Genomic DNA, 16,479 nt, shown 5'->3' with positions numbered 1-16,479 from the left:
GGGTTCTACACACAATTACAAGCAGCCTGAATTTCATTTCATCACTAACACGGAAGGAGCACCATCATGGGAGCCAATAACATCAACTTCGTCACTTCGCTGATTTATGGAGACCTGGGGACGGCGGAATTGGGCCCGCCGCCCGGCGGAACTAAGAATCACCTCGTCTGGACGTTCGACAATCGCCCCACCTCGAACGTGGCCGGGAACGCCTTTCTCGATCACCACCTCAATGTGATGCTCAGCCGCTATGAAGCCTGGCGCAGCTTGTACCTGCTGCCGCCGGTGCGCCCGTGGGACGGCTGGGATGTCTTCCCCGACAACGATTCGTTGACACTTCCGGTCGGGCCGGGCGTGCCAGCGGCGTTGAACGGCAGCCCGTTCCCCGGTACCTGGACAACAAACGATCTGGGTACTGCGGCGAGAAACTACTACAACACTCTCCGCAATTACGTCAGCTCGGGCAATGGGATGGAGTTGGATGACGAGATCAAAGCTCCATTCAGCTATCGCTATTGGGCGTTCATGCGCTGGGTGCTCGATCTGCGCAAACGGCTGCTCGGCCAGCCGGTCTTCCCCGTGCCGCCCATTTATGACCGCGATGGCACGATCCTTTCGGAAAAGGACTTCACCGACATCTTTCATCAGGTGCATCACGTCTGGCATCCGAACAGCGGAGCGGCGTCGTGGACGGTGGCCACGCCGTTTTTCAAGACTGGCGTCGGGCAGCATCGGCGCAAAAAGCAGATCAGCCGCACACAGGTCGGCGCTGAATTCTTCACTTTCCATCGCGATCACCTGGTGTTGTTCGACCGTTGGCTGGCGCGCACGGGCCAGGACGCAGTGCAATCCCTCAACACGTGTGCGCACGACACTCCCTCCAATCCTCCCCCACCTGCCAATCTGGATGTGGTATGGAATGCTCAAGGCCCCGGCCACCCGGTCGTTGATTGGAGCAACACGCCGCCGACAGTGGATATCGCCCCAGTCCACACCACTTTTTGGAATGGGGACCTGGGCGAATTCGCAAACGCCGGCGAGATGGGGCAGTTCTTCGCCAGGGACTTCAACCCTTTTATCTTAGACACACCCGCGACCTCGAGCTCTGGTCAGATGATCCCGGTAGCTGGCGCATCCGATTCCGGCTACCACGGTCCGGGGCACTACCTGAACGGCGACCTGGCACCGCCCGTCACGAATAACCACGTCCCACGCTTCTTTGCCTGGCATGGCTTCATTGACGACGTGTGGGCGAAACGCGAACCGCGTTTCGTAACCTTCGCGCCGGTTCAAGCCGACGGATCGGCATACCCGTCACCGCAGATTCTGACCATCCTGCGCGAATTCTCGACTAGCACCGACAGCGTCGAACCTGCCAACGCCATTCAGGGCATCAACCTTACGGACGGCAACGGCACTCTGCGCGTCAAGATAAATGTGCGACCCGATCCCACCTCCTTCAACCCGCCGTTTGGCCGGCCGCTTGAACTGATGCTGCAATGTGAAGTGCTGCGCGAAGCGGGCGGCGCTGCTCCGGTCATCGCGTTACCGCCGCGCAATCTGATCATCACAACCGGCGCGCCGATCAATCCGAACGAGCGGCAACAGGGTGTGAATTTCATTGAAGACTTCGTCTTCGATGGCAGCGCGGGAACAGTTGACGTTGACACAGTTCCGGAGGGGCCGTTCGCTTCGGACAATCTCAGCTTCACGCCGACTGCCACTGGCTTCAAGAACAGCCTGATTCGCGTGACCGGCCATCTGACCTGCAAACACAAACCTGACGGCTCAATCCCGGCTGCCGCCGGAACCGTCTCCAGCAGCGGCACGACGATTACCGGCAGCGGCACGAGTTTCCAAACCTTCTTCCGACAGGGCGATCTGATTCGAGCGGCGGGGCAGGTGCGGATGATTGCCCTGATCGGCTCGAACACCACGCTGACGCTGCTCGACGCCTTCGCCGCCGCTCTTCCGGCGGGAACGACCTACGAACGGCTGGACGGCTTCGACCACGAGGAGATCATCGAGATTCCGCTGCTTCAGGAAAAACAAGCGCCGGAGATCACCGTTTATCTGGATCGCAGCAGCTTTTCGCAGGATCAAGTTGATGCGATTGCATTGAGCGGGCAGAGCGTGTTCGACAATGCTTTTTACGTGCTGGTGCAGGATCGCACGGCGCGGGCCGCGCCCATCGTCTGGCCGCCGGAGGTCGAACCGCAATTGCAGGGATTGATCGCGCCGCCGGTGCGCGCCGCCGGGCTTTACACCGACAACGCCCACGCGCCCGCGCTCGAATTGCGGGATGCGATTACCGACGTCTCGCTGGCCGGGCTGGTGGACGTCGCCGCGATTGGCAACGGTCTGCCCGAAGACCCGTCGCTGCATCCCAGCGCGCCGCAGCGCGTGACCTGGAGTTACCGCGTGACTTTCAGCGGCAATGCCACATTCGCCGGAATGAACGCTGGCGACTTCAAAGACCTCAAGCTTGTCATTAAAACCCGCGACCGTTCGGGCAACGAGGCGATGGACGATGCCTCGCGCGTGCGCCTGCAGATCGACTCGAACCCCTACATGCTCGACGGCACAACTTCCTGGCTCAGCATTGACACGCGCGTTCTCAAGGTGAATCAGGGCGTGGCCCGGTTCGGCGTGCCGGCGGGTTGGACAGACCCAAATGTTTTCATCCAGCAGGCGATAGACAACCTGCGCGACGGCACTGCCGGCGCCGACAACTTCGACTCTCTGACGCCCGACCAGGAGCAGTCGGTGTTGGAATATTCGACTCAGGTCAGCGGGGTCAACGTCCACAACTTCGCGCTGGCCAAAGTGCGGATGCAGAGCGTCACCGGCACCGACACCAGCCCGACGGCGCCGAAAGTGCGCGCCTCGTTCAGACTGTTGCGCTGGGGCACGGCGAACGTCGAGTTCGACAACACGCTGACCTATCGCACTGATGCCGCCAGCGGCATCGCGCTGTTGGGGCGAACCGCGACCAACGAACTGGCTTCGATTCCGTTCTTTGCCGAGCCGCGCGTGGCGACTAGCGCCGCGATGACGACGCAGACCGACCCGAAAAACTTAACGCATTTCCCGCCCACCGGCGGCGGCGAATTGCCGAGCTTCTTCGGCGCGTACCTGGACATCAACCAGGGCGCGCCCAGATTCCCGCAAACCTTCACCGGCGATGGCGGATTCGGAAGCGGTCTGTTTCCGATTCGCGATCTGCTCATCAGCCAACACCAATGCATGGTGGTCGAGGTCTGGTATCCGCCCGACCCGACGGTCAACGGCTCCACGCCGGGCACATCTGACAATCTGTCGCAACGCAATCTGCTGATTCTCAGGACAGCCAATCCGGGGTCTGAGATCACGCGCGCCATTCAACACAGCTTCGACATCAATCTCACACGCGCGCGCCGCCGGCAGCCCAACCAGCAACCCACGCCACAGCGCGCACACGCGGGACACCACGAGAAAGAAGACGAGCTTGAAAGGCCAACGCCGCGCCCAGCCCGGCCCGCCGTCTGCTGCGTAGGCGATAAAGGCAACGGCCACGAACACGGAGGCGGGCACGGCTTTGAACACCTGAGAAGCAGTTGGCTGGCTCAGGCGCCGGGTGTCGTTGAAGGCCTGATCAAACGCAGCGAGGCTGAAGCCAGCGAGACCGCCCGCTGGCAATTCGATGCCGAACGTTGGAAGTCAACCGAAGGCCTGGACGAGTTGGTCTTCTTCTGGAACAACCTGCCGCGCCAGTCGGTGGTGGAGCTTTACCTGCCCGGCGCCAATGTCGAAGAGATCGTCAACTATCGCAATCTGCGGCATGCGCCCGGCAGCGTGGGCATCCGCGATTCGCACACGCTGAGACTGTTTGTCGCGGGGCCGACCTATCTGCCGATCCCGCCTTTCTGGGGCGACAACCTGGCCGGGCTGGTCACCGTCACGCTGCCGGCGGGCATCAAGGAAGGGCAGAAGTTCATCGTGGACGTCAACCAGGTGCGCACCGACCAGCGCCGCGTGCTGGGCGGATTCCAGATCAACATTCAAGTCAGCAAGGCCGCCCGCCTGCACGAACCTGAGCGGCGATTGCTCTCGCTCTTCCATCAACGCCTGAACCTGACGCCGAAGCTCAGCCGCTGGCGTCCGGTGTTGGAACGTCAGGTCGAGTTTCTGCGGCAGCGCGCGCGCGGCTTTGTCGAGTTGGCCAATGATCCCAATGTAAAGTGGGAAGACCCGACTGAACGGGAGCAGGGACAGAAAGTTCGGTTGGTGCTGGAGCGGATTCAGATCCTGGATGACCACGACCCTTTCATCAAAGGCGCAGGCGAATTCCGCTTCCACGCCAGAGTCCATTCTCGCAACAATGGCGGACTGCTCCGGGAACTGCGCCTGCCGGGCAAAGGGCACTTCAGCATTTCCGACGCGCCCGGGCACAACACGATTCATTTGAACCTGCCCCTGTTCGAGGATTTCGTCGAGGATCATCTGGCAGTTGAGATTATGGGTATCGAACTGGACACCTTCGACCCGGACGACGAACTCTGCCCCTACCGGCGCATTTTCACCGGCCCGCCGGAGTCCTGGCTCGGCAGCTACGGGCCGGGCGACGAACAGATCGAACCGGAGAATCTGGGAGACTGGAAGGTCTGGTACCGCATTGAACGAGCCTGATAAGCAGTCATTCAGGTTGCCGTAACGCTTGCAAACAAGGAGACCACTATGAAGACAGGAACATCAGCGTCTGACACTCGCACTTCGATAAAAGCCCTCGTGCCTGCGAAGAGGCTGCTTGTCGCGCTAACGCTTCTGTTCGCGTTAGCCATCCTGAGTTGTCAGAAGCTGGCTAGCCCCGAGAACGCGCGGCAAGCCGCGCAACTACGCGTGCTGCGCGGCGGCGAGGTTCACGGCTTTGCCGCTATTGGCGCCGGTCGCCAGGATTTGAAAATCCCGCCGATCAGATTGCCGAACATCCGCGTTTTCCTCAAGAACCTGACGCAGAACACCGCGACTCCCAAGGTGGCCACGAACACGCACGGCTATTTCGCGATACCGCGCCAACAGCCGGGCCGTTACCAGTTGTGCCTGGAGGGTGACGGTTTCATCTCTGCCTGCGATCCGGCGATCATTTCGATTGCGGGCGAGACAATCGTGCTCGACCACGATGCGCTGATCGCCCCCGAGCCTGGCACGCTGCGCGGGACGGTGCTGATGGGCAAACCCGCCCGCTGGTGTTACCAGGAAAGCCAGCAGTTCGGAACGCTCGAGGCGGCCAAGGTCTCGCTGGTCAATTCCGGCGGCGCCGTGGTCGCGGGACCTGTCACCGGCAACAGCTTCGGACAATATGTGCTGCCGAAAGTGCCGGCTGCCGGCAACTATCGGCTCAGCGCGGCCTTTGGCGGCGGTGTCATTACGCGGACGGTGTCGTTGGCGGCCGCCGATCTGTTGGGAACGAGCGCCTTCGACATTACCTCAACCAACTCTTTACCGGTAATCCTCGGTCTGCGGGCGACGCGCGGCGGTCAGGATGTGCGTAGCGCGAGCCCTGGTGAAGTCCTCAGGGTGACGGTCACGGCGACGGACAGCGACCGCAACAGACTGCATTTCAAGTGGGCCGATAGCAACGCGAGCCTGAAATCCGTGGATGCCCCGGCGATTGACTGGAAGCTGCCGTCGGCGCCGAGCACGTATATCATCTCGGTGCAGGTCACGGATGGGAAAGGCGGGTTCGCGACGAGTCGGCTCACCATCCGGACTGGCCCCAACCAGGTGCGCATCAGCGGCAGCGTGACCAATCGCGCGACCGGCGCGCCTATTGACCAGGCAGCGGTCAGCGTGAACGGCACACTGGTGAAGACCAACCCCGCTGGCGCGTTCTTAGCCAGCGTCCCGGAAAGCAAGCGTTACGTCATCAATGTCAAGAAGGCTGCCTTTGCGCTGCTCTCACGCGCCGTATATGGGCCGGCTGCCGGGTTGAGCCTGAAACTCGACCAGGCGCAGCACGCGACCTTCGATGCCGGCGCCGGTGGGCGAGCGGTCTTCGAGCGCAATAACGGCGCGCAGGTCACGATTGGACCAAATACGCTGGTGGATGCCAGGGGCAACCCGGCCTCGGGGCCGGTCCATTCGTATCTGTTCGCCTATGACCTCAACCAGTCGAACGCGATTCCCGGCGACGGCGCCGCGGTCTATCGAGGGCGGAACGCCACGATGGTGAGTTATGGCGCGATTGATGCCACGCTCACGGATGGCGGCGGCCAACCGTTGCGCCTTGCGCCGGGCACCACGGCTGACATTGAGCTGACGATTCACCCGCCGGCCCTGGCGACCGCGCCGGCGACCATCCCACTTTTCACGTTCGACGAGGCGAGGGGCATCTGGCTGGAGGACGGCACGCTGACAAAAGTCGGCAACCGGTATCGCGGGAAAGTGCGGCACTTTAGCGCGTTCAACGCCGACACGGTCTTCAGCAACACGGCTTGCATCAAGCTGACCGTGTTCGACGATCCGACCAATGCCCTCAAAGGCGCGCCGGCGTTTCCGTTCAAGCTGCACGTGAGCTATACCAGTTCGAGCGGCGGGCCGAACCATAATGACTTCCAGGTGACGGAAAAGATCAATGGTCTGTTCAGGCTTCCGCCGAATACAGCCGTGACGCTGGAGATTCACCCAAACAGCGGGCCCGATGCCATCTTGCAAACGCTGACCGTGAATTCCGGTCTACCCGACGGATCGAGTGATGGCTTCCCGCCTTTTCCGTACGGCGCCTGTAGGGGGTTCGATCCGGCAAGCACCACCACCGGCCAACCGGTCATCCTGTCGGTTGATCTGCCTCCACACGACGTGCCGTATCTCGGCCTCCCGATCATCCCGCCGCCACTAGGGAGTGACCCACTTGACCCGACACCGGTCGCCACCGCGTACTACACGAGTCTTGGGGCGATTGGTGCGACTCAGCGTGATACGTTCAGCCACTGGAAAGCCACCAACGGATTCAACGACGACCCGACAATACCCCCCGTCGCTGGCGAAGCTAACGCTGTCTACTACAACAATGGCGACCTGCAATTTGGCCGCGACATGCATTGCCGCCAGCAGAATGCGGCCACCGGGAAAGCGGCCTGCTACGTCAGCAACTATGGGACAGGCCCTGCAGGCCCGGCCGCCAGCGCCATCTACGACGCGATCCACAACAAGTTGTCGAGTGTGCTCGCGACTGTGGCGATGGAGTACGACGGCACGTCCAATGACGACGCAGTGCAGTTCTACGCGTACAAGGCCGATGGCACGCTTTTCAAGAATCCGGCGCTCGACAGCGAACTCAACAAGGAACTCCCGCAACTCTGCCTCGCTTGTCACGGGGGAGGCTACAATTCCTCCACGAATAAGGTTGAAGGTGCCTCGTTCCTGCCGTTCGACGTGTTTTCGTTCGTATACGACCTAGTGGATGGGTATACCCTGAGCAATCAGCAGGAGCAATTCCGGCAGTTGAACGCCATCATCGCCGCCACGCATCCGAACAACACGAATGCGAACGACCCGATTGTTGGACTTATCAACGGCCTGTACCCGTGCGGCGTCAACAACTCAGGCTGCATTGCCTCGGATACGCCGCCCGTCTGGCTGTCTGGCTGGTCGAGCAACACTGACCTGTACCAGAACGTGGTGCGTAAGGATTGCCGCACCTGTCACGTGGCGCAGCCGTCGTATCTTGATTGGACCAGCCTCAGCCAGATGACTGGCGGGTTCAAGTTCTCAATCCAGCAGAACGTCTGCGATCCTTCGACGAGTACTTTCCGGAACCACTACATGCCCCACGGCGAAGTGCCGTTCAAGACGTTCTGGTTCAGCACCGACCCGCATAGCCCGAAACTCCTGGCTGATCCAGGGACGGGCCTCGGTCTCATTGGTGGTGTGTGTCAGAAATAAAGAGTGCTGCGATTACTAGCAGCCGGGAGAAATCTTCGCGGTCAACCTGCCTATCTTCAGCACGCCGCCGGAGCCGGTAGCAAACACAGATGTGGTTGTGTGATACACCAGTTCGGCGCATCACTTGGTGCGGGATGAGGACGGCGAAATCGTCAGCGGCGGCCTTTGGAAAGGGAAGCCCACTTGATGTGGTTGGAATTCATGCTCAAGCCGCACCACCTCTTCGATCGGACTCCGCTCTTTCCGTGAGGCGCATTTGAGCTATAAAAAAGGTAGCCAGCCTTCATAATTCCCGCAACGCCGCCTGCCGCTCAAAGCGTTGGCGTATTTCCTCAGCCAACACAATCCGCTTGATTTTCAGCGAGGTCGTGCGCGGGAAATCAGCCTTCCAAAGCACGTAGCCGCTGAGGCGTTTGAAATTCAGCAGCTTCGCATTGCGTTTGACTAGCTCCTGTTTCAATTCCTCGCTGAATTCCTGGCCTTCGTTCAGCCGCAAGACGATGACCAGCTTTTCGCCCAGCAGCGAACGTTCGGGCCAGATGTAATTGGCTGCAAACACACAGAACTCTTTGACCGGCAGGCCCTCGAACGCTTGCTCGATGTCTTCGGGATAAACGTTCTTGCCTTCTGCGGTGACGATCATGTTTTTGGCGCGGCCAACCAGTTGTAAATGGCCGTCACTGTCAAAGCGCCCCAGGTCGCCCGTCAACAACCAGCCAGCCACAATCGTCTCTGCCGTCTGTTCGGGGTCGTCGAGGTAGTGCGACATTACGGTGTTGCTACGCACGGCGACTTGGCCGATGCCGTCGCTGTCGGGATGGCGAATCTCCACTTGCATGCCGGGCAGCGGCTTGCCGACGGTATCGGCGCGAAACGGTTTGAAGTCGTTGAGCGTGATCGCGGTGCCCGCTTCGGTCAACCCGTAACCGTTGCCGACCTGAAGGCCCAAGTCATAAAAGAATTGCAGCATCTGCGGATCCGAAAACGCGCCGCCGGTGAAGATCGCGCGCAACTCGCCGCCAAAGGCCGCGTGAACCTGTTTGAGCAGCTTGCGGCTGAGCGCCAGGTTTGGCTGCTTTTTCGTCAACGCCTTGTTGAGCGCGAGCAAGCGATCAAAGACAAAGCGCTTGAGTGGCGGCAATTCGTCGAAGCGTTGCTGCAAGCCCGCCTGCAGGTTTTTCAGGATCAGCGGCACCAGCGCGACATAGGTAATCTTGAAGCGCGTAAAGGCTTCGCGGACGAACTCTGGCCGCAGCGTGCGCAGGTGCACGACCGCTGCACCGCAGACGAACGGGCCAAGGAAGCCGACCATAAAATCAATCGCGTGATTCGACGGCAGGATGCTCAAGTAACGCACGCCCGGCCAAAACGGATAGAGCGCCGTGAGCGACGCGCATTGCTCCAGATAGTTGTGGTGTGTGAGTACGCAGCCTTTCGGACGCCCGCCAGTGCCGGACGAATACACGATGCAGGCCCAATCGTCACGCCGGCGTTCGACGAATTGCGGTTCGCCTTCCGCACGCGCTTCGTCAAAAGGCACGGCGTTGAGCAAGTCGCCGCGTTTGGGCGGATCGGTGACGATGACGGTTTTCAGATGCGTCAGTTCGTCAAAGCCTGCGGCCTGCGTGATCGCGCGCCAGAAATGGAATTCGGTGATGAGGACTGCGGCTTGCGAGTGTTTGAGCAGCGCGACATGTTCAGTGGCAGAGAGTTTGTAATCGAGCGGCACGACTACGCCGCCGCAGTAAAAGATCGCGTAGGCCGCGAGCGGCCAGCGCGACTGATTGGTCATGATGATGGCGCAGCGCGAATCGGCCCGGACGCCGCGCGCTTGCAGGTATTTTGCCAACGGCAATGCGCGTGCTTTGAATTCGGCGTAAGTCCAGCGCTGGTTCTCGCGCTCACGGTCGGCTTCAATCAGGCAGGTCTCGTTGGCAAACCGATCCAAAGCTGCGCGCAGGGCAGAGCCGAGCGAAGGCTGCTCGGCAAGGCTGATCATTTTGACTTGGGAATTGGGCATAAGGATGGGGCCGCCGACGCAGTACCGGGAGCGGTAGCGACTGGGTTAGCTTAAGGCAAAGAACTTCAGGCCGAATCTAACCCGGTCGCTACCGCTCCCGGTACTGCATTGCGTGCTCAAAGTCGCGCTTCGATGCGATCCGCCAGCGTGCGGAAATCGCTGACACCCTGCACTTCGTAATCAGGCAACTCAACGCTGAAATGGTTTTCGAGTCGCGTCAGCAATTCCAGCGCCTGTAGACTGTCAATCTTCAGCACCTTGAAAAAGTCGTCGTCAGCGGTGAGCGCCGCACGGTCAACTTTGAAGTGCGTGGCGGCCAGCGCAAGAATTTCGTCAATGATTTGTTCCTGTGTTCGCATCATCAGTATGCCCACCTCATCAAAACCGAACCTGCAGTGAACCCTGCGCCCACCGCCGCAAACAACACCAGGTCGCCTTTCTTCAGTTTGCCGTCGGCAATCGCATCGTTGATTGCCAGTGGAATCGTCGCGGCGGTCGTATTGCCGTACTTGTGAATGTTCTTGATGACTTTTTCCGGCGCGAGTCCGGTTTTTTGGGCCGTGGCGTCAATGATGCGCAGGTTGGCTTGGTGCGCAATGAAACAGGCGAGGTCATTGCCGGTCAGGCTGTGTTTGGCCAGCATGCCGGTGCTCAATTCTTCCATCTTGCGCACGGCGTATTTGAAGACGGCCTGGCCGTTTTGATGGACGTAATGCATCTTCTTGTCTACGGTCTCGTGCGAAGTGGGGTGCAGGCTGCCGCCGCCGGGCATGTAAAGATTCTCGCCGCCCGCGCCGTCAATTTCGTGCCGGTAATCCAACAGACCGAAGTCTTCGCCTTCTTCACCAGGCTCAAGTAACACTGCGCCCGCGCCATCGCCGAACAGGACGAGCGTTGTGCGGTCTTCAGGGTTGAGAACGCTGGTCATGACGTCAGCGCCGATGACCAGGACTTTTTTGTGCGTGCCGTTTTCGATGAATTGCGCGCCCGTGGTCAGCGCGAATAGAAACGAGGCGCAGGCGGCGGAAATGTCAAAGCCCCAGGCGTGCGTGGCATGAATCTTTTTCTGAATCATGCAGGCCGTCGAAGGGAAAAACATGTCGGGCGTGACGGTCGAAACGATGATCAATTCGACTTCGCTGGCTTCGATGCCGCGTTGTTTTAACGCTTCGGCAGCGGCCTGCGCGCCCAGTTCGGAAGTGGGCGTGCCAGGTTCGACCCAGTGGCGTTCGTGAATGCCGGTGCGGGCGACAATCCAATCGTGGTTGGTTTCAACCATCTTTTCCAGCTCGTGATTGGTGACCACGCGCGGCGGGACATAAGTGCCCAGCGCGGTGATCTTGGCTCTGCGTTTTTGTTGCATGCTCTAAAACTCCTTTTCCCGCCTTAGCGCGTGCGACGCTAGCGCGTCACGCGGCTGGCGCGGGTGTATGGATGACGACGGGATGGTGCAACCTCGATTTCGCAAGTGATGGAAGAAAGCGCGTTGTATTTATCGAGCACCAGCTTCGTCAGCTCCTTATTGACGATTTCCCAATAAGTGTTTTCGTTCGGATAAGCGGTCAGAAATTGTTCTACATCCTTGGCCAGCGGAATGAAGTTCGGATATTCGTTTTCGGCAAGGCCGGTTTTGTAGATGTAACGAATGTGGATGTTCAAGCTGTTGGTTTCAGCCTGATGCTCCATTTTGAAATCTTTGAGTGTGAATGAAAATTCTTCGCGCAACGCAGCGGTACGGCGCGGCTGGGCATGCCGCTGCTGGGCGTTGGCAGGCGGCGGCGCGTTCAGTGCGCCCAAAAGCAGCCCCGCGCTCACGCAAACAGATTGTGCCAGCTTTAACCGGTTCATCAGGCAATTCATTAAGGTAAGTATGGTAGCGTGTCAGTACTTTCGACAAATTTGCGCAAGCCAGCCTCGACCGCAGGTTGCGTGAATAGATTGCAAAAAATCTCGATCTCTTGCTGCAATTCAGCATAGGGAATCGGTTTGAGAAATTGCTTGGCGGCGGCGCTGGTCGCACGGTCGAATTTCTTGACCTGTGCGGCGGTGAAGCGCGCGACTTTGAGCGCATCGCCTTCACCAACAAGTTGACTGACCAAGCCGACTGCCTGAGCACGTGCCGCATTCAAGCTACGCCCGGTCAACAGCAGGTCGCGCACCAAAGCATTACCCAGATCGCGCTTCAACCGTGGGATGCCGCCAAAGCCTGGAATCAAGCCGAGCCGCAACTCAGGAAAACAAAAGCGTGCCATTTTGTCGGCGATGATCAGATCGCAAACCAGTGCCAATTCAAAGCCGCCACCGAAACAGACGCCGTGCACCGCCGCCATCGTCGTGAGCGGCGAGGCGTCGAGCGCATTCATCACCGCGTGGATGCGCGTGAGAAAGTCGCGCACCTGCGGTTCCGCGTGGGCAAACCCAAGCTCCCTTGCGCCGCGATACAGATCACGCAAATCGGCACCAGCGCTAAAACCAGCCTTGACCGTGCTGTGAATGATGAGCGCGTGGGCTTGGTCTTTCAGCGTCTCGTGCGCGGCGACGAACTGCTCCAACTCGGCCAGCGTTTGCAGGCCGATCTCGTTGGCCGGTTCGCGCTGCAAGACCAATTCAATACAGCCGTCTTTTAATTCCCAGGAGAGCGTTTCGCCGTTGAAGCTTTGCATAAATCGCGGTTCTTATTCGTCCTTCTTCTCGTCCGAAGTATTGCCCCAGGCCATCAGGCCCATAATCACCAAAATGAATGAAACGAAAACGCAAACCAATCCGAGCGTGAACATTCCCCTAACCTTTCTGCGCGCGATACAGCGCGTCAATCGCGGACGCGAAGTGTTTGGCAATCGCCTCGCGGCGCAATTTGCCGTTGGCCGTCAACAAACCGCTTTCAATCGTCAGCGGTTCTTTTTCCAGATGAAACGCCAGCACTTGTTTGTAATGCGGCAACTCTTCGTTGACCGCCGCGACGGCCTGTTCGGCTTGTGCTTGGGTGACTTCGCCTGTGATGAGCGCTGTCAGGAAGCTGCGATCATTGCCCAGCACGACGCATTGCTGCGCGGTGGGCAGCCGGAAGGCCAGTTTCTCTTCAATCGGTTCCGGCGCGATGTTGTGGCCGGAACGCAGAATGAGCAGGGCCTTGATGCGTCCGCTGATGGCCCAATTGCCTTTGGCATCCACTTCGCCCTGATCGCCCGTGCGAAACCAGTCGCCATCCGCATCAGGCAGCATTGCCGCCGCCGTTGCTTCGGGCCTGTCCCAATAGCCGGCGAAGATGTGTGGCCCGCGCACCAGCAATTCGTCGTCTTCGCCCAGCTTCATCTCGATGCCGGGAATCGTGGGGCCTACGCGGCCCGGCGTGAAATCGCGCGGGTCGTCCATTGTGCAAATCGCGGTTGTCTCGGTCAAACCGTACACTTGCAGCACGAGAATGCCGAGCATCATGAAAAACAACTGCGTCTCTTTGTTGAGCGGTGCTGAGCCGCAAATCAAACAGCGCAGGTTTGCCCCAATCTTCTTTTTGATGTTGGCGAAGATCAGCCAATGCGCCAACCCGATCCAAAACTCGTCCAGCCACCCAACCTGGTTTTCATACTTGCGCAACCAGGCGGCCTTGCCGTTGCGATAGATCGTTTGCACGAAACCGGGCTTTTCGCTGATTTGCTTTTCAACGCCGGTGCGGATGCGTTCGAGCAGCGTCGGCACGTTCAGGCAATAATTCGGCGCGGCCAGCCGCAACTCATCGGCCAGCTTGTTCAGATCGGTCGAAAGCGTGAGCAGGCTGTTTCGTGACAAGGCCGTCAGCAACAAAATCCACGAACCCGCAAAGCAAAGCGGCAGGTAGTGGAAGACCTGATCGGGCGACTTTTCCGTTTCCCCTTCCATCAATTGATCTAGCCGCATACCGGTGCAGGGAACCATGTGATTCAGGTTCTTGACGCTCAGCATCACGCCTTTGGGTTCGCCCGACGTGCCCGACGTATAGATGATCGTGACGATGTGACTCTCGCTCAATTCAGCGGGTTTGTCGGCGATGTTGGCATCCGGCGCAGTGGCGAAGATTTCTCCAAACAGCGGCAGTCGCGCTTGCATCTCCGGCCAATGCTCGACGATGCCGTTGCGCAACGCTTCGTCGGCGCAACAGACCAGCGACGCGCCACAATCCTTGAGCATATTGACCAACTCATTCGGCGCCTGGCGCGCATAGAGCGGCACGACTGTGACGCCCTCGGCCATCAACGCCAGATCGAGCGCGGCCCAGCGGATGCTGTTCGGCGCGAGCAACCCGCAACGGTCGCCCGTGCTCAAGCCAAGTTGGCGAATGTAGGTGCGCGCGGCCTTGATCTGTGCGAGGAACTCGCTACAAGTCGCCGTGACGAACTGTCCGTCGCGCACTTCGCGGATGACCGCGCGGGACCGCGTTTGGTTGAGCCGGTCGAAAATGATTTCTAGAAAGCTCATGCTTTTGCGGCGGAAGCAGTTTGAATTTCTTGCAGAATCGCAGCTACCTCTTCTTCAGATTTCAGATGTTGCGAAAGCACTTGTTTGGTGTTGGCCAGTAATTCAGTCGTATATGTGCGGGCCAGGTCTTCTCGTAACCCTTTTCCAATATAGAGTCGTAAAAGAGCCTTACGTGACATCGAGCGGCGTGCAGCGATGCGATCCACTTTGGCTAAGGCTTCAACCGGCAAGGCCAAGGGGACGATTTCTTCCTCGCGTGCGCGAAAGCGCAAGACCCATCCTTCTTCGGTAACCAACGTGTCCTCGTCCTGCTGGATTTCCAGTTGTTCAGTCTCGGTTTGATTCATAGTATCGCTTCCTTTCCGCGCGCGTTGCTGCTCGCGCAGTGATGATGCGCGTGCGATAGCCACGCTCAACATAAACCGCCAATAACACGTCATGCTCAAAGGTGCATCCGAGCACGAACTCACGCCGCTCGTGTTCCACCGAAGCGTCGCCATAACGCGCTAATGGATCGAAGAACACTTCACAGGCTGTCTCAAAAGACACCTGGTGCTTTTCTTCGTTGCTGAATGCTTTGGTTTCATCCCATTCAAACTCGTTACCACGCAAGCCAAAGATTACACTCATTGGCATCCCTCTTATTCGTAGGTTTCTAGCAACTTGCGCAAGTTTACACCCAACGGCGGCAAATACTCTTCCCACGAATGCACGCCCTGCCGAATCGGGAATTCAGGATAGCGGCGTTGCAGGTGCTCTTCAAAGTACACGCCCATGCGCGCCATCACCTTCAAATTCTTCGCTACCGTTTTGTAAATGCCGTCGCGGATCGCTTCGCCTTCTTTGCTGAGTTTGCCCAGGATAACGAGCAGGCGCTCTTCAAGGTCAGGATCGTCTACGGTCAACAGCAAATCCGGCTGGCCGCGTTCGGTCATCAGGTTGCGGATGCGTTCATCAATCGTCACGCCCGCCGAAAGGACGCCCGCTTCCATGCACGTCACGATGCCGTGGAAGCGCGACGATACCATCATTTGGCAACTGCGCAGGATGCTGACCAGTTCGTACATGTTGTAATTCGCCGAAGAGAACACCGGCACCTGGCCCAACCTCGCGCTGATCTTGTGGCAGGCCTCGGTGTCCAGTTTCTCAGTCGCGGCCAGCACGACGAAGACGTTGTTGTCGCGGCGGAAGAGCGCCACCGCGTTCGCCAGCGCGGTCAGGTAGCGTTCAAACTTGCGCTCAACTTCCGGCCCTTCTTCGTGGAAATAAATCGAACGGTAGTGACTGTCTTGGTGCGCGCCGGTCAGTTTGTTGCTGACAAATTTCGCTACCGAAGCGCGCACCGGCCAGCAATAGGGATTGACCGGGCAAACGACCAGCACGGGCGTCACGCCGTCCCAGCCGTGCTTGCGCAATTCAGCTTCGCCGTAAGTCAGCGGCAACGATTCAAATGTCCACGCCGTATCCGCGCCCAGTTCAGTGGAGACGCCCAGTTTGCCCAGTACTTCCTGCGATTCGGGATTGCGCGTGATGATCAGCGAATCGCGGCAGTAACGCGCGACGAACTTCGCCAGATGCGAATCCATGTGACCTGCTTCGGCACCATACCCGATGCTGATTTTGTTTTGCGCGGCGGCAATGCCCAAACTGCCCGCCATCATCGTCGTCAGCGCGTTGGCGAATTTGCTCTTGAACATCGAGCCTTCGCACGCCACGACGCCGTCGAAATTGGGGATTTCGCGCGCCAGCATCGGCGGGAAAATCTGCGGCAGCAAGACCTGCCGCGTGTCTTTGAAATAGCCTGCGGTCAGGTTGAAGTCCTGCGTGAGCACGCTCAACTCGCACTTGTCCGCGCCAATCACGTGGCGAATCTGGCGGATCATCTCTTCAACGCGCACGTCGGAGCCGGTGTTGCGCGTGCCGTTATAGCCAGCAAAGAGCAGCTTCAGCTTGTCGCCAGGTTGCCAGCGATGGCCCGCGCCCAGCATCCATTTCAATTTTGACCACTCGATGATGCCTGCGACCCAGGCTTCGAGAGCGATGTCCATGCTCATAGTTGATGTCCGGTGTCGGGCAAGCTGCCA

11 protein-coding genes are annotated in these 16,479 nt (G+C 59.1%); 2 read left to right on the top strand and 9 right to left on the bottom strand.

Features of this window, described 5'->3' with window-relative positions; all coding sequences use genetic code 11:
- Positions 1–66: 66 nt before the first annotated feature.
- Positions 67–4,668, top strand: a complete 4,602-nt coding sequence (locus HY011_00680; protein MBI3421442.1) for a hypothetical protein — start codon at positions 67–69, stop codon at positions 4,666–4,668.
- Positions 4,669–4,716: 48 nt separating this feature from the next.
- On the top strand, positions 4,717–7,923 hold the full coding sequence (locus tag HY011_00675; GenBank protein MBI3421441.1) for a hypothetical protein: 3,207 nt from the start codon (positions 4,717–4,719) through the stop codon (positions 7,921–7,923).
- A 283-nt stretch (positions 7,924–8,206) separates the two neighbouring features.
- Here HY011_00675 and HY011_00670 read toward each other — a convergent pair whose 3' ends face one another.
- The 9 genes from HY011_00670 to HY011_00630 all read right to left on the bottom strand — a co-directional run bounded on the left by HY011_00670 (position 8,207) and on the right by HY011_00630 (position 16,449).
- Positions 8,207–9,943, bottom strand: a complete 1,737-nt coding sequence (locus HY011_00670; GenBank protein MBI3421440.1) for an AMP-binding protein — start codon at positions 9,941–9,943, stop codon at positions 8,207–8,209.
- A 116-nt stretch (positions 9,944–10,059) separates the two neighbouring features.
- Complete coding sequence (locus HY011_00665) at positions 10,060–10,305, bottom strand: acyl carrier protein (protein ID MBI3421439.1); 246 nt, start codon at positions 10,303–10,305, stop codon at positions 10,060–10,062.
- Positions 10,305–11,306 carry a ketoacyl-ACP synthase III gene (locus tag HY011_00660; GenBank protein MBI3421438.1) on the bottom strand — a complete coding sequence of 334 codons (1,002 nt, stop codon included), beginning with the start codon at positions 11,304–11,306 and terminating at the stop codon, positions 10,305–10,307. Before HY011_00660 ends, HY011_00665 begins: the two co-directional genes overlap by 1 nt.
- Before the next feature lie 38 nt (positions 11,307–11,344).
- Positions 11,345–11,791 (bottom strand): hypothetical protein, encoded by a 447-nt coding sequence (locus HY011_00655; protein ID MBI3421437.1) that lies wholly within the window; start codon positions 11,789–11,791, stop codon positions 11,345–11,347.
- A gap of 11 nt (positions 11,792–11,802) precedes the next feature.
- Positions 11,803–12,606 (bottom strand): enoyl-CoA hydratase/isomerase family protein, encoded by an 804-nt coding sequence (locus HY011_00650; protein MBI3421436.1) that lies wholly within the window; start codon positions 12,604–12,606, stop codon positions 11,803–11,805.
- A gap of 118 nt (positions 12,607–12,724) precedes the next feature.
- Entirely contained in the window at positions 12,725–14,395 is a 1,671-nt protein-coding gene (locus HY011_00645; GenBank protein MBI3421435.1) for an AMP-binding protein, read from the bottom strand.
- Complete coding sequence (locus HY011_00640) at positions 14,392–14,742, bottom strand: hypothetical protein (GenBank protein MBI3421434.1); 351 nt, start codon at positions 14,740–14,742, stop codon at positions 14,392–14,394. Before HY011_00640 ends, HY011_00645 begins: the two co-directional genes overlap by 4 nt.
- Positions 14,723–15,025 (bottom strand): BrnT family toxin, encoded by a 303-nt coding sequence (locus HY011_00635; GenBank protein ID MBI3421433.1) that lies wholly within the window; start codon positions 15,023–15,025, stop codon positions 14,723–14,725. Before HY011_00635 ends, HY011_00640 begins: the two co-directional genes overlap by 20 nt.
- 11 nt (positions 15,026–15,036) lie before the next feature.
- Positions 15,037–16,449: a polysaccharide pyruvyl transferase family protein gene (locus HY011_00630; GenBank protein ID MBI3421432.1), complete on the bottom strand. Its 1,413-nt coding sequence runs from the start codon at positions 16,447–16,449 to the stop codon at positions 15,037–15,039.
- Positions 16,450–16,479 lie beyond the last annotated feature (30 nt).

The organism is Acidobacteriota bacterium (genome assembly GCA_016196035.1).
In the GTDB taxonomy this organism is placed as follows: domain Bacteria; phylum Acidobacteriota; class Blastocatellia; order RBC074; family RBC074; genus JACPYM01.
Note: the sequence above shows the minus strand (reverse complement) of the source record. Positions and strands in the feature narration are given on the sequence as shown.